The organism is Halomonas sp. THAF5a (genome assembly GCF_009363755.1).
Taxonomy (GTDB): Bacteria; Pseudomonadota; Gammaproteobacteria; order Pseudomonadales; family Halomonadaceae; genus Halomonas.
Genome location: NZ_CP045417.1, coordinates 1,768,295 through 1,788,697, shown reverse-complemented (window position 1 = coordinate 1,788,697; position 20,403 = coordinate 1,768,295). Strand labels below are relative to the sequence as shown.

Here is a 20,403-nt window from a genome sequence, read left to right as displayed (position 1 = left end):
ACAAAAACACCTAAAAGGGTGATGAATGCTTTCCTTTTGTCTCGAGCTCCCACTAAAGTCATTGCCATATAGTGATTGACGTCGCTTCTTATCTCCGTGGGAATTCTCCCTGCCCTCAACCCCTATTCTGAGCATCTCCTTTCTACCCTGCAATGCTCCAGTCCGTCCTTCTATCCCTGGAGCCTCCTGCTTTGGTACCAGCTAGCCGCTACCTATCACGCTAAATGGTATCCGTCCCTGCCTGCTTGAGCATCATCCGTGCCTTCTCTATCTCGGGTTGATCTGCTCAGCTTCCTCTATCAACTGGTCGTTCATTGATCATCAGCACATTTTTTGGCTGAATCGCCCAAGTTTCGTGTCGATCGCGCAGGTGACCGTTTCAGGTTACTCACTTTGACCTTCCCCCTGGTTTCGGTCCAACCACAATGTGAGAACCGCTCCTTCATGCACACCGCTGGGCATAGGCGACGGGTGGCAAATAGCCCAGCGAGCTGTGCGGTCTGACATGGTTGTAGTGGGTCCTCCATTGGTCGATTTCATGTCTTGCATCGTTCAGGCTCAGAAACCAGTGCTGATTGAGACAGCCATCCCGGAACTTGCCGTTGAAGCTCTCGATGAAGGCATTCTGTGTCGGCTTGCCCGGCTGTATGAAGGCCAGCGTGACCTTCCGCTCACGCGCCCAGAAGAACATCGCCTTGCTGGTCAGTTCGGGGCCGTTATCGCAGACAACCGACGCGGGCAGCGCACGCTGCTGCGCAATGTCATCCAGGAACCTGGCCAAGCGACGCCCGGAAATGGACGTGTCCACCAGCTGACCAACACACTCTCTGCTGAAGTCGTCCACGATGTTCAGCACGCGGAATCGGAGCCCTGAGGCCAGCTGATCCGAGACGAAGTCCATCGACCAACGCTGGTTGGGCCTGTCCGGACACGGCATCGGCGCTCTTGGCCGCACCAGTCGCTTGCGCCGCCGGGTGCGGACCTGAAGCCCAGCCTCACGGTACAGTCGGTAAGTTCGCTTGCGATTCACCACCAAGCCCTCCTGACGCAACAGAGCGTGCAGCAACAGGTAGCCGTAGCGGGGGTAGCAGGTCGCCAAGGCGTTCAGTCGCGCCCGAAGCGGCTCATCGTCACGCGGCATCGCTTGGTAGCGGGCCACCGATCGTGGCAGGCCCAGCAATCGAGAGGCATGTCGCTGGCTGAGCCAGCCGCCTGTCACCAGGTGCGTTACCGCCCGCCGCTTCGCTTCGGGCGTCACCACTTTCCCGAGACGATCTCCTTGAGGGCGGCATTATCGAGAGCGCTTTCCGCCAGCAGCTTCTTCAGGCGGGCATTCTCTGCCTCCAGCTCCCGCAGACGCTTGGCCTCTGATACCTCCATACCACCGTACTTGGCCTTCCAGCGATAGATGGTCTGCTCGGTGACACCATTCTGCCGAGCCAGCTCGGCCACCGAGACGCCGCGCTCATGGGCCTTGAGGATGGTGATGACCTGCTCTTCGGTATGTCGATTACGCTTCATCGCGAGATCTCCGGCTATCAGGGTAAACGTAGCGGACATCTCACATTGCCGGTGGACCGGTTTCTGGGGGAAAGGTCAGCGGCAGGCGCGCCACACGGAGAAGTGACGCGTGAGAGCACCGTGCGGCGGCGGTCACGGCAGCTCGGGCCTAGAGCCCATCGCTTACGCCGACGCGTGCATCCTGCTCAGGTATTCCACGGTCTCATTCAGGGGCAGCGGCCTTGAATGCAAGAATCCCTGGATGAAGTCACAGTGCTCCTCCAGCAGGAAATCTCTCTGGCTGCGATACTCGACGCCCTCCGCCACCACCTGAAAACCCAGCTTCTGAGCCATGGCAATCGTCGCCCTCACGATAGTTGAATCCTCTTTCTTGACACTGACCCCATCGATGAAGGCCTTGTCTATCTTCACCTTGCTGACCGGCAAGTTCTTGAGGTAGCTCAAGCTTGAATACCCTGTACCGAAATCATCGATGGAGGCGTTTACCCCGATACGCTTCAGCGCTCTCAATTTCTCGACCGAGTCCCCCTCGCCTTGCATGATAAGGCCTTCGGTTATCTCGATTTCCAGGCTGCCCGGGGCGAGGCCATTGTCGTTCAGGCAACGTTCGATATAAGGCAGGAAATCGTCTCGGTCGAACTGCAGGGGTGACACGTTGACCGCCACGCTGACCGTCATCGCGTGGTGGGCGGCGATAAAGGCCATATCCTTGCAAGCTCTTTCCAACACCCAGTTACCGATGGAGGGGATGAGCCCGATCTCCTCCGCCAGAGGGATGAACCTCCCGGGGCTGATGTAGCCTCTTGCCGGGCTGTTCCAGCGAACGAGGGCTTCCAGATAGGTTTTCCCCTCTGCTCGACAGGGGATTATCGGCTGGTAGTGAAGCTCAAGCTCATCATGCTTCAGTGCATGCTTCAGCTCCCTCCCGAGCGTCAGTCTTTCCTCGACACTCTGGCTCATCGCATGGGTATGCCAGTGATAGGTGTTCTTCCCGCTCTCCTTTGCTCTCAGCATTGCCATGTTGGCGTGACGCACGATGTCGCCTTCAGTGTCGTCATTATCGATGGAGATACCAATACTGGCCGGCATGTCGACTTCATGATCGGCAACGATATACGGAAGGCGCAGTTCGTCGAGGATAGCCTGAGACAAGGTGACCGCCTCACTCTCGGCACGCACATCGTGGAGCAGGACGACAAATTCGTCGGCGACAAAGTGAGCCAGGACGTCGTTTTTTCCTAGGCATCTCGTGATTCTGCGCGATGCCTCTACGATAATGGCGTCTCCCGGCGAATGCCCCAGAGACTCATTCACTTTCTTGAAGTCGTCCAGGTCGATATAGAGAAGCGCCACCCTGGCCCCATGCTGGCGAGACACGCGCCTGGCATACTCCAGCTTACTCAGGAAATTGCTTTTATTAGGCAGGTGCGTCAAGGGGTTGTGCGTCGTGAAATAGGCCAGCTGGTCCTGGTAATGCTGCTTTTCACTGATATTGTTCTGAATTCCGATGAAATGTGATATCGCGCCATATTCATCTCGAACAGGGGCCACATGCAGGTCATTCCAGAACACGGTCCCATCCTTTCTGTAGTTCAGGATGGTCTCGCGAAATGATGCGCCTTTCGATAGCGCGAGGCGGATGCGATCAATGGACCGTGCCGAGGTGTCTTTCCCTTGAAGGAATCGGCAATTCTTCCCGATCGTTTCCTCCTTGCCATACCCGGTCATCCTGTAGAAAGCCGGGTTGGCGTGAATGATCGGCTGACCCTTGGCGTTGGCATCAACGATCACGACACTGTTGGGCGTGGCCTCAACACTCCTGCGAAATATGCGTAGCGCGTGCTCATCTGCCCTTCTGGCCGTGATGTCCTTGGCGATGCCGTGCACACCGATCACCTCTCCCCTGGCAGTGATCGGGACGAAGGTGAGCAGGGCAACCGACTCACGATGTCGGAACGATGCCAGCTCGCACTCGAACCTCGAGGTGGCGCCTGACAGGGCAGTGCCGAGATACTGCTCGGCCATCGCTTTATGCGCTTCCGGGACTCGAGCCACGAAGGCGGTGGCGAGGATATCACCCTCTTCTGCATCAAGAAGCGACGTGGTGGCGGCATTGAGGCTCTCGAAACAGCCCTCCACGTCAAGCGTAAAGACGGCATCAGGGTTGTGCGAGAACAAGGCTTCGTATCGATTCCGGTTGCGTTCCAGCACCTTATGGTCACTGTCCCGGCCGATGGCCAGCGATGCCAATCCTGCGGCGCGTCTCATGAGGGCCGCATGCCGATCATCCGGCTGGCCAGGGCTCCTCGAGCAGGTAGCAACAGTGCCCAGCAGGACGCCGCTCTTCGAGCGGATGGGATGGGACCAGCCTGACAGCAGTCCATGGCGTATCGCCGCGTCGCACAGGTCCGCCCATTGGTCGGAGCGGCGACGATCGGCGCTGGCGCATGCCTCGGAGAAAAAAGCCGCGGTGTCGCAGCTGCCGGCTTTCGGGCTGACGGGAATGTTCTTCAGTCGCAGGCCACAGTCGCGGGGCAAGGAGCCGCTCGCCGCGAGGGATAGGGTCTTGCCGCGGTCATCGACCAGCATCACGTAACACTTGCTACCCTCGACCAGGCCCTCGACCATCAGGCAGATCGCCCGGAGCGTCTCTTCCAGGGGACGGCCCATGGCGATCATCTCCTGGACGCCCTGCTGGGCTTCCAGTTCTTGGTAGCTGCTCTCCATGCCTGCTCCTCTCCCCTGCGTCGGCGACGGCATCCATTTCTTGCGTGGTCGAGCTTATCTAGACGCAAAACCTGTGTCCAAGGCAAGGGTTCCGGCGCCCTCGGAGGCGAGACACGACACGGTGCAGATGTCTTTAACCCACGATACCCGAAGGAAACAGGTTCCGGTCTCTGGTATCGGCAACCGCCGCGGGCTACCATCTGCCCCCACTTTGCGTCCCAGCCTTGCCCCACAAGGCCACCAACCGATAAGGCCCCTCACGCCATGGCACTGAAGGCAACGATTCATCGGGTCCAGCTGCAGGTCGCCGACATGGACCGGCACTACTACGCCGATCATGCCCTGACCGTGGCGCAGCACCCCTCGGAAACCGATGAGCGGATGATGGTCCGACTGCTCGCCTTCGCGCTGAACGCCGACGAGGCCCTGGCCTTCGGGCGCGGCGTGAGCACCGAGGACGAGCCGGACCTGTGGCGCCGGGACCTCACCGGCAGGATCGAGCAGTGGATCCAGCTCGGCCAGCCCGACGAGAAGAGCCTCCGGCGCGCCTGCGGCCGTGCCGGCGAGGTCGTCGTCTATACCTACAGCGGCCATGGCGCGGCGCTCTGGTGGGAGTCGCTTGCCGGCAAGCTGGCGACCCTCGACAACCTGACCGTGGTCGCCATCACGCCGGAGACGGTACAGGCGCTCGCCGCCATGACGGCGAAGAGCATGACGCTGAGCGCCACCCTGCAGGATGGCACGGTATGGCTCGCCGACGGCGAGCGGGCCATCGAGGCGCCCCTCGAGGTGCTCAAGGCGGCGACCCGGAAGGCCTGAGCGGCACCCGCCTCGTCGCCCCGCCGGTCAGTAGAGGCGCAGCCCGACTCGGGTCACGCGGTTGCCCTCCATGGCGCTGACGACCCAGTGGATGCCGTGCCAGTCCACGTCGTCGCCCACCACCGGATGCCCGCCGACCCGCAGCGAGACGAATTCGGCCAGGGTCATGTCCTGCTCGCCGGGGCTCAGCGTCAGCCCGTAGGCGTCGGCGATGTCGCGCATGTAGGCCTCACCGTCGAAGGTGAAGGTGCCGAAGAAGGCCCGCTCGCGCTTGAGCTTGGCCTCCCCGTTGAAGAGGCGATTCAGCGCCGGCAAATCATCGGTGCGGCCGATCACGCAGATCACGTCGCCCAGCCTCAGCCGCGTGCTGCCCTTGGGATGCAGCATGGCGTGATCGCGGAAGAGCGCGGAGATCAGCGCCCCCGAGGGAAAGCGCAACAGCCGGATCGGCACATCCTCGAGGTCGCCGTTCTCCACCTCGTAGACGAACATCTCGTAGTCGTTCTCCGGCAGGATGCCCAGGGGCCCGCGGCGGTTGGGCGTCACGGTGGGGGGCAGCTCGACCTTCATGCGCTTCGCCATCCACGGCAGCGAGCCCCCCTGGATCAGCAGCGACAGCAGCACCACCGCGAAGGCGACGTTGAAATAGAGCGAGGCGTTCTCCACCCCGCCGATCACCGGGAAGATCGCCAGCACGATCGGCACCGCGCCGCGCAGCCCCACCCAGGCAATGAAGCCGATCTCCCGCCAACGGAACTTGAAGAAGGGCTTGACGGCGACCAGTACCGCCAGGGGCCGGGCGACGAAGATCAGCGCCAGCGCCACCAGCAGCGCCGGCAGCGCGTAGTCCATCATCTCGCTGGGGGTGACCAGCAGGCCCAGCACCAGGAAGAGCCCGATCTGGGAGAGCCAGGCCAGACCGTCGTGCACCGGCAGGATGAAGTTGAGGTGGCGACCGGGACGGTTGCCGATCATCAGGCCGGCCAGGTAGATCGCCAGGAAGCCGCTGCCGCCCAGGGCGCTGGTCAATCCGAACACGCAGAAGCCGAGCCCCAGCGCCAGCAGCGAATAGAGGCCCGGCGCCAGGTCCAGCCAGCTCAGGAGCCGCGCGCTCAGCCAGCCGACACCGAGCCCGATGAGGATCCCCAGGCCGAACTGCTCCGCCAGGAAGAGCAGGGTCTCGCCCACCCCGCCGATGTCGCCGACCAGCACCTCCACCAGCATCAGCGTCAGGAAGATCGCCATGGGGTCGTTGGTGCCCGACTCGATCTCCAGGGTGGCGCCGACCCGCTCATTGAGATTGACGCCGCGCCCGCTGAGCATGGAGAACACCGCGGCGGCGTCGGTGGAGCCGACGATGGCCCCCACCAGCAGCCCCTGCACCAGGCTCAGGTCGAAGACCCAGGTGGCGAAGAGCCCCACCAGGCCGCCGGTGATGAAGACCCCCAGGGTGGCCAGGGAGAGCGCCGGGCGAAAGCCGACGCGAAAGGTCTTCAGCCGGGTGCGCAAGCCGCCGTCGAGCAGGATCATGGCCAGGGCCAGGTGGCCGATGGAGAAGGCCAGGGAGTAGTCGTCGAACTGGATGCCGAGCAGCCCCTCCTCCCCGGCCAGCATCCCCAGGCCCAGGAAGATCAGGAGCAGCGGCACGCCGGCCATCGAGGAGAGCCGGCTGGCGAGGATGCTCAGGGCCAACAGGAAGCCACTGAGCAGGAACAGACTGTTGATCGAATCCATGATGGCCTGTCTTGAGGGTGAGAACGCAAAGTATCGCATGCCACGACGGGCGCGGCGATGGTCGTTGGCGGCGATGGCTGGCCCTTCCCGACCGCCAGCGGTTAAGCTTGCGCGGCATCCTCGACCGGATACCGTGCATGCCTGGAGCCCTTTCCACGTCCCCCTTCGCCACTCGTCGGCTACGCCGAACGACCGCCCTGCTGGCGGTCGCCTGGCTGCTGTCCACCGGACCATTCGTGGCCGATGCCGCGGCGGCCGATGCCGCGGCGGCCGATGCCGCGGCGGACGCGGCCGCACCAGCAGCGGGCTATCCGCCGCTGGGTACCGAGGTGATGGTGCTGGACCTCGAGGCGCTGGCCGAGGAAGCCGAGCGCGAGCTCGCCGAACGCGAGGCGATCCGCCAGCGCTACCGGGAGGCCCCGCGAGGCCCCGCGGTCGACACCCCCTCGCGCCCCAGCGTGCCGGCCATCGCCCTGCGCCCGGCGGAACCCATCGAGCCGCCACCGGTCACCCGCCTCAGGATCATGCTGGACTGGACCCCCAGTCCGCGGCATGCCGCGCTGATCGTCGCCCGGGAGCGCGGCCTGTTCGCCAGCCGCGGGCTCGCGGTGACCCTCTCGACCCCCGCCGACCCGGATGTGCCCACCAAGCTGCTGGCCGCCTCGCGGATCGATCTGGCCCTGGCGCGCCAGCCGCTGCTGCATCTCGAGGTCGACCGTGGCCAGCCGCTGGTGCGCGTCGCCACCCTCGTCGCCATGCCGCTTAGCGCCCTGGTCGTGCGCGAGGACAGCGAGATCACCGCGGCGGTCGACCTGGCCGGCGCGCGCATCGGCCATGTCGATGCCGATAGCCGGGACGTGCTGCTCAGGGCCCTGCTGCGCGAGGCCAGCGTTCGCGACGACGAGGTCAAGACCGAGGAGCTGCACTTCCGCCTCGGCGATGCCCTGCGCGAGGGGCGCGTGGAGGGCGTGATCGGCGCCATGCGCCACCTGCTGCCGCGCCAGCTGGCCGACGAGGGTCTCGCGACCCGCGTGCTGACGAGCGAGGCCCTGGGCATCCCGCTGCATGACGGCCTGGTGCTGCTGGCCAACCGCGACCACCTGGGGGCGCAGCGCGAGGCCATCCGTCGGCTGGTCGAGGCGCTGGAGGAAGCCGCGGCCTGGATCGCCAACCATCCCGATGAGGCGTGGACGCTGATCGCCAGCGCCGAGCCGGGCCTCGACACCCCGGTCGGCCGCGAGGCCTGGCCGCAGGTCCGTCCGCGCCTGAGCCTGAGCCCCGCGGCCCTGGACCACGGCCGCTACCGCCGCTTCGAGGAGTACCTCCACGACGCCGGCATCCTGGAGGAGCGCCACCCGGTCGCCCGCCTGGCCGTCGACCCCGGCGCGCCCGCCCCTTAACGGGCCCGCCGGGCGGCCAGCGCCGTGTCAGGCCTCGAGCGGGTCCAGGAAGCCGTTGACCGCCGCCTGGAAGGCCGTCGGCTGCTCGGCATGCAGCCAGTGGCCGGCCTCCAGGGTCTGGATCTCGGCACGGGGCAGCACCTCGCGCAGGGCCGGGAGCATCTCGTCGGTGACGTAGCGCGATTGAGCGCCGCGCAGCACCAGGGTCGGCCCCTCATAGGCGCCCTCGCCCGCCGGCGCCCCCATGATCGTCTCGTAGTCGCCCTGGATCTCGTCCAGGCCGATGCGCGGCCGCAGGACGCCCGCGGCATCACGCTCGAGGTTGGTCGCGAGGAAGAGACGCACCGCGGGCTCGTCGACGTGCTCGGCGAGCAGCGCATCGGCCTCGCGGCGGTTGGTCGCCGCGCCCGCCTCGACGCGACGCAGGGCGGCGAAGACGCTGTCGTGGTCGTGCCCGTAGGCCACCGGGGCGATATCGGCGACGATCAGCGATGCCACCCGCTCGGGCGCGAGCCGCGCCAGGCTGATCACCACCTTGCCGCCCATGGAGTGCCCCAGCAGGTGGGCGCGCTCGACCTCGAGGCGATCGAGCAGCGCCAGCACGTCCTCGGCCATGGCGTCATAGCCCATCCCCGCCACATGGGGCGAGCGACCGTGGTTACGCAAGTCCAGGGTGATGACCCGCCGACGCCGCTGCCACTGCTTGGCGTGGGAGCGCCAGTTATCGGCGCTGCCCAGCAGGCCGTGGATGACCACCAGCGGGGTCTCGTCGCCGCCGCTGTCGAGGAAGTGAAGATCGGTGGGCATGCAAGCCTCCTTGGCTACGGGGTATCGGATGTCGAGGCTCAGGTCGAGGCGTGCGCCTCGTCCGGCATCAGGTCGTCGCCGCCCGTCACCGCCACCAGCCGACGGCTCAGCCAGGCCAGCAGCACGCCGTAGAGCGGCAGGAAGAACGCCAGGCTGATGGCGAGCTTGATCGCGTAGTCGACCCAGGCGATCTCCGGCCAGTTGGCGGCCATGAAAGGGTCGGGGCTGCGGTGAAAGGCGATGGAGAAGAACGCGAAGGTGTCGGCGAGGTTGCCGAGCACCGTCGAGACGGCCGGCGCCACCCACCAGGCCTTGAGGCGGCGCAGCCGGTCGAAGACCTGCACGTCCAGCAGCTGCCCCAGCACGTAGGCCATGAAGCTCGCCAGGGCGATGCGGGCGACGAACAGGTTCGCCTCGCCCAGCGCCTCGAGGCCGGCGAAGCCGCCGCGGGGGAAGACCACCGAGACGACGTAGGAGATGATCAGCGCCGGCAGCATCACGCGCAGGATGATCGCGCGAGCCGGCTCCTTGCCGAACAGGCGCACGGTGAGGTCGGTGGCCAGGAAGATGAAGGGGAAGCTGAACGCGCCCCAGGTGGTATGGAAGCCCCACAGGGTGAAGGGGAGCTGCACCAGGTAGTTGCTGGCGGCAATCACCAGGATATGAAAGGTGACCAGCAGCGCCAGGCAGCGCCGGGTCTGGGCCTCGGTGAGCACGAACATCGCGGCATCCTTTTTATGGCGAGGGGTGAGGGAACCCTGATGGAACGGCGCCCGCCGGGGCGGGCACGGGCCGGGCATTATACGGCCTGGCCGCGCCCCTGGCCATGTAGGGCCCCGCGCAGACGACGACGCCGCCCTCGTGGGGCGGCGTCGTGGCCGGCGGGCACGTCAGTCGCGCGACGGGCTCAGACCTGGCGCGCCTGCTCGGCGGCCCCCACTGAGCGCTCCTTCATCGCCTCGTGGACGTCCTGCAGGCTCGCCGGATCATCGATGGTCGAGGGCACGCCGAACTCCTGCCCGTCGGCGATGTTGCGCAGCAGCTTGCGCAGGATCTTGCCGGAGCGGGTCTTGGGCAGGCGGTCGACCACCAGCACCTGCTTGAAGCAGGCGATCGGCCCGATCTTCTCGCGCACCAGGCCGATCAGCTCGTTCTCGAGCGTCACCTCATCGCCCTCGAAGCCGTCCTTGGGGATCACCAGCCCCACCGGCAGCTGCCCCTTCAGGGCGTCGTGGATGCCGATCACCGCGCACTCGGCCACTGCCGGGTGGGCGCCCACGACCTCCTCCATCTCGCCGGTGGAGAGGCGGTGGCCGGCGATATTGATGACATCGTCGGTGCGCCCCATGATGAACAGGTAGCCGTCCTCGTCGAAGTAGCCCCCGTCGCCGGTGAGGTAGTAGCCGGGGAAGGCCGCCATGTAGGCGCTGTGGAAACGCTTCGGGTCGCGCCAGATGCCCGCCAGGCAGCCCGGCGGCAGCGGCTGCTTGATCACCACGCTGCCCTGCTCCATGGCATCGGAGGGCTGGCCCTCCCGGTCGAGGATCTGCACGTCGAAGCCGGGCACCGGCACCGTGGCGCTGCCGGCCTTGGTGGGCATCGGTTCGAGGCCGTGCAGGTTGGCGGCGATGGGCCAGCCGGTCTCGGTCTGCCACCAGTGGTCGATCACCGGCACCGTCAGCAGATCGTCGAGCCAGTGGAAGGTCGGCGGATCCAGGCGCTCGCCGGCCAGGAACAGCGCCTTGAGGCAGCCGATGTCGTACTGGGCCATCAGCTTGGCGTCCGGGTCCTCCTTCTTGATGGCGCGAAACGCCGTGGGCGCGGTGAAGAAGCTCGTGACCCGGTACTCGCTGATCAGCCGCCAGAAGGCCCCGGCATCCGGGGTCTTCACCGGCTTGCCTTCGTAGACCAGGGTGGTGGCGCCGCGCAGCAGCGGCGCATAGACGATGTAGGAGTGGCCGACCACCCAGCCCACGTCGGAGGCCGAGAAGAAGACCTCGCCCGGCGCCACGTCGTAGATGGTCTCCATGGAGTAGGCCAGCGCCACCGCGTAGCCGCCGGTATCGCGCACCACGCCCTTGGGCTTGCCGGTGGTACCGGAGGTATAGAGGATGTAGAGCGGGTCGCTGCCCTTGACCGGCACGCAGGCCGCCGGGGTGGCCCGCTCGACCAGGGCCGACCAGTCATGGTCGATGGCCCTGCCCAGCTCGGCGACGTGCTGGGCGCGCTGCAGGATCACGCAGGCCTCGGGCTGGTAGGCGCTCTGCTCGATGGCGGCATCGATGATCGGCTTGTAGGGCAGCACCCGGTCGCCCTCGACGCCGCAGGACGCGGCGATCACCACCTTGGGCTCGGCGTCCTCGATGCGCACCGCCAGCTCATGGGGCGCGAAGCCGCCGAAAACCACCGAGTGAACGGCGCCCAGGCGAGCGCAGGCGTACATGGCAACCAGGGCCTCGGGCACCATGGGCATGTAGATCACGACCCGATCGCCCTTCTCTACCCCCAGATCACGCAGCGCCCCGGCGAAGCACGCCACCTGGTCGCGCATCTCGGCATAGGTGAGGGTGCGCTTGCTGTCGGTGACGGGCGAATCCCAGTGGACGGCCGGCTGATCCCCCCGCCCCTGTTCGACATGATGGTCCAGCGCGGCATGGCAGATGTTGAGCTCACCGTCCACGAACCAGCGGGCATGATTCGCCTCGTCGTACTCGAGGATCGTGGTGGGCGGGGTGAACCAGGGAATGCGCCTGGCCTGCTCGGCCCAGAAGGCTTCCGGGTGATCGATGGAGCGGCGGAACTCGTCGTGGTACATGCGCGTCAGCATCCTGTCAGCAATCGAGGGAAGGGCGTGATTGTTGACACTCTAGCCCAGGCGCTGCCGCCAAACCTCATACCATCGGCTAATCTTCGACAAAAGGACGATAACCCCCTCCTGCATTGTCAACAACAAGCCCATACCTGCCGCCGTGCAGCGCCACGCGACGCCATCGTTGATACGGCGTTGGGCGCTTGAGTGCGCTATTATTGCGAATAAGCTGAATCAGAGGGCCATCAAGCGCCCTGACATTCCCCCCAGGCGTGGACTCAGGGGATCCTTCTCACCGCGCGGGCGACCGACCATGGGCGGCGCCTGCAACGCAGGGCACAGATCATGGGCACTACCACCAGAGCCGCGTCGGCCCGCCTCCTCGAAGGCGGCGAGCCGGTCATCAACGAAGCCAGCGCCCTGCTCAAGGCGATGGCCAACGACAATCGGTTGCGGATTCTCTGCCTGCTGGACGGCACCGAGCTGTCGGTCACTGAGCTGAACCAGCGCCTGGTACTCAGCCAGTCGGCGCTGTCGCAGCACCTGGCGATCCTGCGTCGCGAGAACCTCGTGACGACCCGCCGCGAGTCGCAGACCATCTACTACTCGCTGCAGGGCGAGCGTGCCAGGACGCTCATCGAGGCGCTCGGCGGCCTGTCCCTAGACGGCAGGCCCTGACCGCCCTCAGCGCTTCTGCCAGCGTCCGGCGTCGAGCATCTCCAGTCCTCGCTCGATGCCGCGCTCCACGCCACGCGAGACCCCCATGCCCAGCCGACCGGAGAGCGTCGGCTTCTGCTCCAGCTTCACGCTGATCACCCTGGCCTCTCCCATGCGCTCGACCAGATAGGCCTCGCTGGTGCCCAGCTCATCCACCAGGCCCCTGACCAGGGCATCGCTGCCGTACCAGATCTCGCCGGTCGCCACCGCCTCGATGTTCAGGTCCGGGCGGCGCTCGGCCACGTGGCGCTTGAACAGCCGGTGGGTGGTCTCGAGGTCCTCGACGAACTTGTCGCGCCCCTCGTCGGTGTTCTCGCCGAACACGGTGAGGGTGCGCTTGTAGCGCCCCGCCGTCAGCAGCTCGACGTCGATGTCGTGACGCTTGAGCAGGCGATGCAGGTTGGGCAGCTGGGCGACCACGCCGATGGAGCCGATCACCGCGAAGGGCGCGGCCCGCAGGCGATCGGCGCCACACGCCATCAGGTAGCCGCCGCTGGCCGCGACCTTGTCCACGCAAACCGTGGTGGAGAGCCCCGCCTGGCGCAGCCGGTCGAGCTCGGCGGCGGCGAGGCCGTAGCTGTGCACCAGCCCCCCGGCCGACTCCAGGCGCACCACCGCCTCGTCACCCGGGCCGGCCACCTCGAGCACCGCCGAGACCTCCTCGGCCAGCCGGCCGGCGGCGCTGGCCTTGATGTCACCGTGGAAGTCGATCACCCAGACCGTGGGGCGCGCCTCGCCCGCGCCCTTGGCACCGCCCCGGGCCTGGGCCTTGTCGTCGCGGCGGAAGGCCTTGAGCAGCCCCTTGCGGGCGCCCGGCTGGCTGGCCGCCAGCTGCATGCGCCGCCGACGCTGACGCCGGGTCTGGTTGAGCTCCTCGAGGCGCAGCCGCGTGCGCTCTCCCGTCTCGCCCCGCGCCTTCAGGTAGAGCGCCACGCCGAGGCCCACCACCGCCGCCAGGGCCAACAGCTGCGCCACGAACATGCCGAAATCCGTCAGCCACTCGTTCATCGTCCTCTCCGCGTCGACGCGCCCCGTCGTCGGCCTAGCCGGCGGCTCGGAGCGCTTGATTCAAACAGGTGTTTCAAATACGCTGGCACGGTTCTTACCGGCCACGATACCCTCCACTCCCCACAAGGATCCCCGATGTCCGACGCGACCCTCGACAAGCTCAAGCGCCGTTTCGATGCCGACGCCGCCAGCGGCATGCACGAAATCTTCCAGTTCCACTTCAGCGACGTCGGCGACCACTACCTGGTGGTCAACGACGGTCAGCTGGAGGTACACGAGGGCGAGCACGATGACCCCTCGGTCAGCCTGAGCATGAGCAGCGACACCCTCAAGGGCGTGATGAACGGCGAGATCAACGGCATGAACGCCTTCATGACCGGCAAGCTCAAGGCGACCGGCAACGTCATGCTGGCCACCAAGCTCTCGAGCCTCTTCCCGAGCCGTTGACACGCCCCTAGCCCCGGCCGCCCACCTCCTTGAGGTGGGTCTCGATCAGCGCCCGCGAGATGGAGTAGAGCGGGGGCAGCTTCGGCAGCTGTCGCGGGCTGAACCAGGCGGCGTCGGCGATCTCGACCCCGTCGATCCGGATGCGACGGCTGGCCGCCTCGGCGAAGAACCCCAGCATCAGCGAGTGGGGAAAGGGCCAGGGCTGGCTCTTGTAGTAGCTGACCCGCCCCACGCTGAGTCCCACCTCCTCGAAGACCTCGCGGCGCACCGCCTCCTCGGCGGCCTCGCCGGGCTCGATGAAGCCGGCCAGGGTCGAGTAGCGCCCCGGCGGGTGACGCGGCCCGCGCGCCAGCAGCAGCGACTCGCCGTGGGTCACCAGGGTGATGATGCAGGGCGAGTAGCGCGGATAGGTGCGATGGCCGCACGCCTCGCAGTGCATGGCGAACTCGGCGTCCAGCCGCGCCGTCGGGGTCCCGCAGCGCCCGCAGAAGCGATGGTTCTCGAGCCAGGCCGCCACCTGCAGTGCCGTGGCGACCAGCGCGTACCAGGACTCCGGCAGCCGGCCCAGCCACTCGCGGGCCTCCGGCCAGCCCTCGCCCGGCTCCTCCTCCAGCGAGAGCGCCACCGGCTCCTCGCGCCACCAGCAGAGCGGCTGCAGCCGGGCATGCCAGGGCTGGAAGGGCTGCAGGGGACCGTCGTCGCCCCCCGGGGCGATGCGTCCGCGGGCCAGGCGAATCACCCGCCCGGCCGTCGCCTCGCGAGGCAGCTCCCGATGCAGCATCAGCGGCGCGCCTCCCCGCCGACGAGCCCGGCATGGGCGTCCCAGCGGCACTCGCCGGCGGCCTCGCGAATGCGACCGAGCTTGGCCTCGTGGGCGGCGAGCTCCGCCGCGTCGGGACGCACCACGGTGAGCTGACCCGGCGCGAGCGATAGCCGACGGATGGCGAGGCCGTGCTCCTCGCTGGCGCCCCCCTCCGCGGCCGCCGAGGCATCCAGCGAGAGCGCGGTCTGACCGCCGGTCATCGCCAGGTAGACGTCGGCCAGGATCTCGGCGTCGAGCAGGGCGCCGTGCAGCACGCGGTGGCCGTTCTCGATGTCGTAGCGCTTGCACAGCGCGTCGAGGTTGTTGCGCTGGCCGGGGTGGAGGTCGCGCGCCATCTGCAGCGTGTCGAGGATCCGGCAGTGATCGGCCACCGGGCCGAGGCGCGGCTCGCCGCGCCGCGCATTGAGCATGCCGAGCTCGTGATCGATGAAGCCCACGTCGAAGGGGGCGTTATGGATGACCAGCTCCGCCCCCTCGATGAAGGCCCAGAAGGCGTCGGCGATCTCGGCGAACACCGGTTCGTCGGCCACCCGCTCGTTGGTGATGCCGTGGACCCCGATGGCCTCGGCCTCGATGTCGCGCTCGGGATTGATGAACTGATGGTAGGAGTTGCCGGTGAGCCGGCGGTTGACCATCTCCACCGCCCCGATCTCGATCAGGCGGTGGCCGTCACGGGGGTCGATGCCGGTGGTCTCGGTATCCAGGATGATCTGACGCATGGGGTCTCTCGTCGACTCGCGGGTATGCGGGGTGGGCGGCCGGGCAGCAGGGGAAGCGCCCCGGGGCGGCGGACGCCTCGCCTCAGCGCGGCGGGGGCGTCTCGCGGGTCGCGCCGATCCGGGTGGCGCTGCCGAGGCGCGGCCCCACCAGGGGGCTGGCCAGGTCGAGCGTCGGACGCGATGGCGCGACCAGCTGGGCCCGGCGCCGGGCGTGAATCATGTAGCTGTCGCCCAGCGGCAGGTTATGCCGCCGCCCGAGGGTCTCGAGCATGGCGTTGTGGGGCAGGCCGCCGGGCAGATGAAAACCGCAGTAGTCTACCCGGTCGATCTCGAAGTCGACAAACGCCAGCCAGTCGCCCAGGCGGCCAGGGGTTCGCCAGCGTCCCCGCCAGGGCATGCGCTCGCGACGCGCCGGCCAGGCCCGCGACAACCCGCCGGCGCTCAGCGGATACCAGCCGAAGATGATCAGCCGACCGTCGTCGGCGGTCACCCGGGCCGCCTCCTGCAGCATATGATGAGGATCGGGCACCACCTCCAGCAGGTGGTGGACCACCACCAGGCTCACGCTGTCGTCGGGCAGCGGCAGGCCGTCGGGGGGGCAGACCAGGGTCGCCTCGTGGGCCGCCATCTCTCGTGTCGGCGACCAGCTCAGGGCATGGCGGATCGGACAGATGTCGCTCAGCACGGGCGCCATGCCGAGCTCCAGGCTGTGGCGACCGCCGAGGCGTTCGCAGACCGGCCCCAGGCAGGCACGCTCCGCCCGCCACAGGGCGCGACCCGCCGGCGAGGCCCAGTAGCGGCGGCCTTCCCTGACCAGCTGAGCCAGTCCATGGAGATCCCGTGGATTTGACATAACGCCCTTATCCCTCCAAAGTGTCGGGTTTTGCAAGCCATATCGCAACGTATCTCGGCAGCGTCTGGGAACGCCTCCGCCTAGGATCCTGAGCCATGTTGAGCGTGACACCGATCCCCGCCTTTAGCGACAACTATATCTGGCTGCTTCGCCAGGATACGAGCCAGGCAGTCTGCGTGGTGGACCCGGGCGATGCAACGCCGGTGATCGAGTGGCTGGAGCGCGAAGGGCTCGAGCTGGGTGCGGTGCTGATCACCCACCACCACCCGGATCATACCGGCGGCCTGCGCGAGCTGATCTCGCGCTACTCTCCGCGGGTGATCGGGCCGGCCAACCCCGACATCGAGGGCATCGACGAGACCGTCGGCGATGGCGACGAGGTGCGGGTGATGGGCCGGCTGTTCGAGGTGTTCGCCCTGCCCGGCCATACCCTGGATCATATCGGCTTCTTCACGGCGGGCATCCCGCCGCTGCTGTTCGCCGGCGACGTGCTCTTCAGCGGCGGCTGCGGGCGGCTCTTCGAAGGCACGCCCGAGCAGATGCACGCGTCGCTGTCGCGCCTGGCAACCCTGCCGGAGGAGACCCTGGTCTTCGCCGCCCACGAATACACCCAGGCCAACCTGGCCTTCGCCCGCGCCGCCGACCCGGACAACGCCGACGTCGAGGCCGCCCAGGAGGAGTGCCGGCGCGCCCGCGAGCTCGACCGTCCCACGCTGCCGAGCACCCTCGGCCGGGAACGCCGGATCAACCCCTTCCTGCGCTGCGCTTCGGCCGGCGTGCGGAAGGCCGCTGCCGCCCACGGCGACACCGACACCGACCTGGCGACCTTCACCACGCTGCGCGCCTGGAAAGACGCCTTCTGAACGCTCTGACGGCAGTCGATTTCGGGCCTGCCTCCCGGGGCAGGCCCTCGCATGACCTGGAGATCACCTCTCGATGACCTACTACACCTCACGTCGACGGATCCTGGGCTTCACCAGCTGTCTCGCTCTCATGGGCTCGCTGACGGTCGCCGGCTACAGCCAGGCGTCCACCAGCCCCGGGAGCGCCTTCACGGATGATTCGGCCAGCCAGAGGGCCCACGCCGCCACCCTGCCCACCAGCCTGCATTTCTGGGATGCCCTGGCACTGGAGCCCCAGGACGCCTGGTCGCGCTTGAGCGAGGCCTTCCAGTGGCAGGCGGACGCCGATCATCCGCGCGTCCAGCACTGGATCGAACACTACCGCCAGAGCCCGCACAACATCGTCGAGATCACCGAGCGCGCCAGGCCCTGGCTCGCCTGGATCACCGAGCGGGTCGAGGAGCGCCAGCTCCCCGGCGAGATCGCCCTGATCCCGTTCATCGAGAGCTCGTTCGACCCCACCGCCCGCAGCCATCGCGGCGCCACCGGGCTCTGGCAGTTCATGCCCGGCACCGGCAACGCCCTGGGCCTGCATCGCGGCGGCGGCTATGACGGCCGCCTCGACGTGGCACGCTCCACCCACGCCGCCCTGGACTACATCGAGATGCAGGCCGAGCAGTGGTACGAGGGCGACATCGAGCTCTCCCTGGCCGCCTACAACGCCGGCGCCGGCAACGTGAACCGTGCCCGCAGCGCCGCCCTCGCCCGGGGCAAGGCCGGCGACTACTGGGATCTCGACCTGCCGCGGGAGACCATGAACTACGTCCCCAAGCTGATCGCCATCTCGACGATCATCGCCGACCCCGGGCGCTACGGCGTCACCCTGCCCGAGATCGAGGCCGACCCGGCCGTGGCCGAGGTGCCGGTGACCCGCGCCCTGGCCCTCGGCGAGGCCGCCCGCCTCGCCGGCGTCTCCCGCGCCGAGCTCGAGGCGCTCAATCCCGGCCTGCTCGGCGACCGCGCCGACCCGCGCCGCGTGACGCGCCTGCTGGTGCCCGCCGAGAGCGCCACCCGGATGGTCGCCCGCCTGCGCAGCGACACCCCCGACCGCGCGAGCCGGCCGAGCGACGAGACCTACGTGGTGCGCCGGGGCGACAGCCTCTCGGCGATCGCCTCGCGTCACTCCGTGGCCCTGGCCGACCTGGCGCGCTGGAACGGCATCGAGCGGCTCGATACTTTACAACCGGGGCAACAGCTGACACTTTCCGGTAGTTGATGATCGGGGCTCCGCCCCGCCCTGCTACAAGGATGCCGATCGATGCGACACGCTGCCCCTGGACTGGGCCTGCTGCTGGGTGCCCTGCTCGGCGGCCCCGCCCTCGCGGCTGATCCCGCCGAGGTGCCGACCGTGCACGGCCTGGCGCTCTACGGCGACCCGGCCCTGCCCGCCAACTTCCCCCACCTGCCCCATGCCGATCCCGACGCGCCGATCGGGGGCAGCCTGGTGCGCTCGGCCATCGGCAGCTTCGACTCGACCAACCCCTTCATCATCCGCGGCACCCCGGCCACCGGGCTGACCGAGATCTACGACACCCTGCTCGCCCAGAACCCCGGCGAGCCCTTCTCGATGTACGGCCTGCTCGCCGAGGGCGTGCGCCTGGACCCCGACCGCCAGTGGATCGAGTTCGACCTCCACCCCGAGGCGCGCTTCCACGACGGCCACCCGGTCGAAGCCTCCGACGTGATCTTCAGCTTCGAGACGCTGACCGAGCAGGGCCAGCCGTTCTACGCCGCCTACTACGCCGATGTCGTCGACATCCGCGCCGTCGATGACGACACCGTGCACATCGACCTGGCCGACAGCGAATCCCGGGAGCTGCCGCTGATCCTGGGCCAGCTGCCGATCCTGCCCGCCCACTACTGGGAGGGCCGCGACTTCGAGGCGACCACCCGGGATGCCCTGCTCGGCTCCGGCCCCTATCGCATCGCCGAGGTGGAGCCGGGCCGGCGGATCGTCTACGAGCGAGTGGCGGACTACTGGGGCAAGGAGCTGCCCGTGAACCGCGGCCGTCACAACATCGAGCGGCTGGTCTTCGACTACTACCGCGACCAGACCGTGGCCCTGGAGGCCTTCAAGGCCGGCAACCTCGACCTGCGCCTCGAGACCAGCGCCCGCAACTGGGCCACCGCCTACGACTTCCCGGCCCTCGAGGCGGGCTTCGTGGAGCGCCTCGAGGTGCCGGACGGCCAGCCCGCCGGCATGCAGGCCTACGTGATGAACCTGCGCCGGGAGACCTTCCAGGACGTGCGCGTCCGAGAGGCGCTGAACCTGGCCTTCGACTTCGAGTGGCTCAACCGCAACCTCTTCTACGGCGCCTACGAGCGCACCGAGAGCTACTTCGCCAACTCCGAGATGGCCGCCCAGGGACTGCCGAGCGAGGCCGAGCTCGCGCTGCTCGCGCCCCACCGCGATGAACTGCCCGACGCGGTCTTCGAGGCGCCGCTGCCGATCGACCATCCCGAGGGGCTGCGCCCTCGGCTGGCCCGGGCGCTGGCGCTGCTCGAGGAGGCGGGCTATGCGGTGCGCGACGGCGTGATGACCGATCTCGACAGCGGTACGCCCCTGCGCCTGGAGGTGCTGCTCTTCGACACCCAGTTCGAGCGGGTGGTGCAGCCGCTGCTGCAGAACCTCGAGCGCCTCGGCATCCAGGGCGATATCCGCATCGTCGACGTCAACCAGTACCTCAACCGGCTGCGCAGCTTCGACTTCGACCTCATCGTCGGCAGCTTCCCCCAGTCGGCGAACCCCGGCAACGAGCAGCGCGACTTCTGGACCAGCGAATTCGCCGACGTGCCCCAGAGCCGCAACCTGATCGGGCTTCGCGACCCGGTGATCGACGACCTGGTCGACACCCTGATCGCCGCCGACAGCCGCGAGGCGCTGGACACCGCCGCCCGGGCCCTGGACCGGGTGCTGCGCTGGGGCTTCTACGTGATTCCCCAGTGGCACCTGGGCCATACGCGGTTCGCCCTGTGGGACAAGTTCGGCTGGCAGGAGCCCTTCCCCGAGTACGGGCTCGACCTTCACGCCTGGTGGGTGGACCCCGAGCGCGCCCCCGAGATCGAGGCCCGGCAGCGCAATCGCTGAGGGCACCGACTGTCACCCGGCTTGAAGAC

Annotated in this window: 17 protein-coding genes; 7 read left to right on the top strand and 10 right to left on the bottom strand. The window is 67.6% G+C overall.

The window, feature by feature from the left end; all coding sequences use genetic code 11:
- Nucleotides 1-442: 442 nt before the first annotated feature.
- Nucleotides 443-1,521, bottom strand: a protein-coding gene (locus tag FIU83_RS08105) for an IS3 family transposase (RefSeq protein WP_152483582.1) whose coding sequence is annotated in 2 segments (ribosomal slippage) — nucleotides 443-1,266 and nucleotides 1,266-1,521 — 1,080 coding nt in all. Because the reading frame shifts where the segments join, the coding sequence is not laid out codon by codon here.
- Between the two features lie 162 nt (nucleotides 1,522-1,683).
- Entirely contained in the window at nucleotides 1,684-4,248 is a 2,565-nt protein-coding gene (locus tag FIU83_RS08100) for an EAL domain-containing protein (protein WP_172976056.1), read from the bottom strand.
- 264 nt (nucleotides 4,249-4,512) lie between these two features.
- Between FIU83_RS08100 and FIU83_RS08095 the strand changes: the two genes are divergently transcribed.
- Nucleotides 4,513-5,067, top strand: coding sequence for a YaeQ family protein (locus FIU83_RS08095; protein ID WP_152483580.1), 555 nt, complete (start codon nucleotides 4,513-4,515; stop codon nucleotides 5,065-5,067).
- A gap of 27 nt (nucleotides 5,068-5,094) precedes the next feature.
- Here the strand turns inward: FIU83_RS08095 and FIU83_RS08090 are convergent, their stop codons facing one another.
- Nucleotides 5,095-6,801, bottom strand: a complete 1,707-nt coding sequence (locus FIU83_RS08090) for a potassium/proton antiporter (RefSeq protein ID WP_152483579.1) — start codon at nucleotides 6,799-6,801, stop codon at nucleotides 5,095-5,097.
- 137 nt (nucleotides 6,802-6,938) lie between these two features.
- On the opposite strand from FIU83_RS08090, the gene FIU83_RS08085 reads away from it, so the two are divergent.
- Complete coding sequence (locus FIU83_RS08085) at nucleotides 6,939-8,201, top strand: ABC transporter substrate-binding protein (protein WP_152483578.1); 1,263 nt, start codon at nucleotides 6,939-6,941, stop codon at nucleotides 8,199-8,201.
- Nucleotides 8,202-8,228: 27 nt separating this feature from the next.
- On the opposite strand, the gene FIU83_RS08080 is transcribed toward FIU83_RS08085, so the two are convergent.
- The 3 genes from FIU83_RS08080 to FIU83_RS08070 form a co-directional block, all read right to left on the bottom strand.
- Nucleotides 8,229-9,008 (bottom strand): alpha/beta fold hydrolase, encoded by a 780-nt coding sequence (locus FIU83_RS08080; RefSeq protein ID WP_152483577.1) that lies wholly within the window; start codon nucleotides 9,006-9,008, stop codon nucleotides 8,229-8,231.
- 38 nt (nucleotides 9,009-9,046) lie between these two features.
- Entirely contained in the window at nucleotides 9,047-9,730 is a 684-nt protein-coding gene (locus FIU83_RS08075; protein ID WP_152483576.1) for a 7-cyano-7-deazaguanine/7-aminomethyl-7-deazaguanine transporter, read from the bottom strand.
- A gap of 185 nt (nucleotides 9,731-9,915) precedes the next feature.
- Entirely contained in the window at nucleotides 9,916-11,823 is a 1,908-nt protein-coding gene (locus FIU83_RS08070) for a propionyl-CoA synthetase (RefSeq protein ID WP_253939567.1), read from the bottom strand.
- Between the two features lie 339 nt (nucleotides 11,824-12,162).
- On the opposite strand from FIU83_RS08070, the gene FIU83_RS08065 reads away from it, so the two are divergent.
- Entirely contained in the window at nucleotides 12,163-12,495 is a 333-nt protein-coding gene (locus FIU83_RS08065) for a helix-turn-helix transcriptional regulator (protein WP_152483574.1), read from the top strand.
- Nucleotides 12,496-12,501: 6 nt separating this feature from the next.
- On the opposite strand, the gene sohB is transcribed toward FIU83_RS08065, so the two are convergent.
- Entirely contained in the window at nucleotides 12,502-13,542 is a 1,041-nt protein-coding gene (sohB, locus tag FIU83_RS08060) for a protease SohB (RefSeq protein WP_152483573.1), read from the bottom strand.
- 135 nt (nucleotides 13,543-13,677) lie between these two features.
- On the opposite strand from sohB, the gene FIU83_RS08055 reads away from it, so the two are divergent.
- Nucleotides 13,678-13,989 carry an SCP2 sterol-binding domain-containing protein gene (locus FIU83_RS08055; protein ID WP_152483572.1) on the top strand — a complete coding sequence of 104 codons (312 nt, stop codon included), beginning with the start codon at nucleotides 13,678-13,680 and terminating at the stop codon, nucleotides 13,987-13,989.
- Between the two features lie 7 nt (nucleotides 13,990-13,996).
- Here FIU83_RS08055 and nudC read toward each other — a convergent pair whose 3' ends face one another.
- The 3 genes from nudC to FIU83_RS08040 all read right to left on the bottom strand — a co-directional run bounded on the left by nudC (nucleotide 13,997) and on the right by FIU83_RS08040 (nucleotide 16,384).
- Nucleotides 13,997-14,770 (bottom strand): NAD(+) diphosphatase, encoded by a 774-nt coding sequence (gene nudC / locus FIU83_RS08050; protein WP_152483571.1) that lies wholly within the window; start codon nucleotides 14,768-14,770, stop codon nucleotides 13,997-13,999.
- Nucleotides 14,770-15,531, bottom strand: coding sequence for a DNA polymerase III subunit epsilon (gene dnaQ, locus FIU83_RS08045; protein WP_152483570.1), 762 nt, complete (start codon nucleotides 15,529-15,531; stop codon nucleotides 14,770-14,772). The genes nudC and dnaQ overlap by 1 nt, the downstream gene beginning before the upstream one ends.
- Before the next feature lie 82 nt (nucleotides 15,532-15,613).
- The gene (locus FIU83_RS08040; protein WP_152483569.1) at nucleotides 15,614-16,384 is read right to left on the bottom strand and encodes a methyltransferase domain-containing protein; all 771 of its coding nucleotides are present in this window, start codon (nucleotides 16,382-16,384) and stop codon (nucleotides 15,614-15,616) included.
- Nucleotides 16,385-16,479: 95 nt separating this feature from the next.
- On the opposite strand from FIU83_RS08040, the gene gloB reads away from it, so the two are divergent.
- From gloB to FIU83_RS08025, 3 genes are all read left to right on the top strand, one after another.
- Nucleotides 16,480-17,247 (top strand): hydroxyacylglutathione hydrolase, encoded by a 768-nt coding sequence (gene gloB / locus FIU83_RS08035; RefSeq protein ID WP_152483568.1) that lies wholly within the window; start codon nucleotides 16,480-16,482, stop codon nucleotides 17,245-17,247.
- Between the two features lie 73 nt (nucleotides 17,248-17,320).
- A complete protein-coding gene (locus FIU83_RS08030; RefSeq protein WP_152483567.1) occupies nucleotides 17,321-18,502 on the top strand; it encodes a transglycosylase SLT domain-containing protein in 1,182 nt (393 codons plus the stop codon).
- A gap of 42 nt (nucleotides 18,503-18,544) precedes the next feature.
- Nucleotides 18,545-20,374 carry an extracellular solute-binding protein gene (locus tag FIU83_RS08025; RefSeq protein ID WP_152483566.1) on the top strand — a complete coding sequence of 610 codons (1,830 nt, stop codon included), beginning with the start codon at nucleotides 18,545-18,547 and terminating at the stop codon, nucleotides 20,372-20,374.
- The last annotated feature ends 29 nt before the right edge of the window (nucleotides 20,375-20,403 follow it).

Excerpts from the sequence above, each read along its gene's own strand:
- FIU83_RS08100 (WP_172976056.1), bottom strand. The coding sequence starts at position 4,248 with ATGGAGAGCAGCTACCAAGAACTGGAAGCCCAGCAGGGCGTCCAGGAG.
- FIU83_RS08095 (WP_152483580.1), top strand. The coding sequence starts at position 4,513 with ATGGCACTGAAGGCAACGATTCATCGGGTCCAGCTGCAGGTCGCCGAC.
- FIU83_RS08090 (WP_152483579.1), bottom strand. The coding sequence starts at position 6,801 with ATGGATTCGATCAACAGTCTGTTCCTGCTCAGTGGCTTCCTGTTGGCC.
- FIU83_RS08085 (WP_152483578.1), top strand. The coding sequence starts at position 6,939 with ATGCCTGGAGCCCTTTCCACGTCCCCCTTCGCCACTCGTCGGCTACGC.
- FIU83_RS08080 (WP_152483577.1), bottom strand. The coding sequence starts at position 9,008 with ATGCCCACCGATCTTCACTTCCTCGACAGCGGCGGCGACGAGACCCCG.
- FIU83_RS08075 (WP_152483576.1), bottom strand. The coding sequence starts at position 9,730 with ATGTTCGTGCTCACCGAGGCCCAGACCCGGCGCTGCCTGGCGCTGCTG.
- FIU83_RS08070 (WP_253939567.1), bottom strand. The coding sequence starts at position 11,823 with ATGTACCACGACGAGTTCCGCCGCTCCATCGATCACCCGGAAGCCTTC.
- FIU83_RS08065 (WP_152483574.1), top strand. The coding sequence starts at position 12,163 with ATGGGCACTACCACCAGAGCCGCGTCGGCCCGCCTCCTCGAAGGCGGC.
- sohB (WP_152483573.1), bottom strand. The coding sequence starts at position 13,542 with ATGAACGAGTGGCTGACGGATTTCGGCATGTTCGTGGCGCAGCTGTTG.
- FIU83_RS08055 (WP_152483572.1), top strand. The coding sequence starts at position 13,678 with ATGTCCGACGCGACCCTCGACAAGCTCAAGCGCCGTTTCGATGCCGAC.
- nudC (WP_152483571.1), bottom strand. The coding sequence starts at position 14,770 with ATGCTGCATCGGGAGCTGCCTCGCGAGGCGACGGCCGGGCGGGTGATT.
- dnaQ (WP_152483570.1), bottom strand. The coding sequence starts at position 15,531 with ATGCGTCAGATCATCCTGGATACCGAGACCACCGGCATCGACCCCCGT.
- FIU83_RS08040 (WP_152483569.1), bottom strand. The coding sequence starts at position 16,384 with ATGTCAAATCCACGGGATCTCCATGGACTGGCTCAGCTGGTCAGGGAA.
- gloB (WP_152483568.1), top strand. The coding sequence starts at position 16,480 with ATGTTGAGCGTGACACCGATCCCCGCCTTTAGCGACAACTATATCTGG.
- FIU83_RS08030 (WP_152483567.1), top strand. The coding sequence starts at position 17,321 with ATGACCTACTACACCTCACGTCGACGGATCCTGGGCTTCACCAGCTGT.
- FIU83_RS08025 (WP_152483566.1), top strand. The coding sequence starts at position 18,545 with ATGCGACACGCTGCCCCTGGACTGGGCCTGCTGCTGGGTGCCCTGCTC.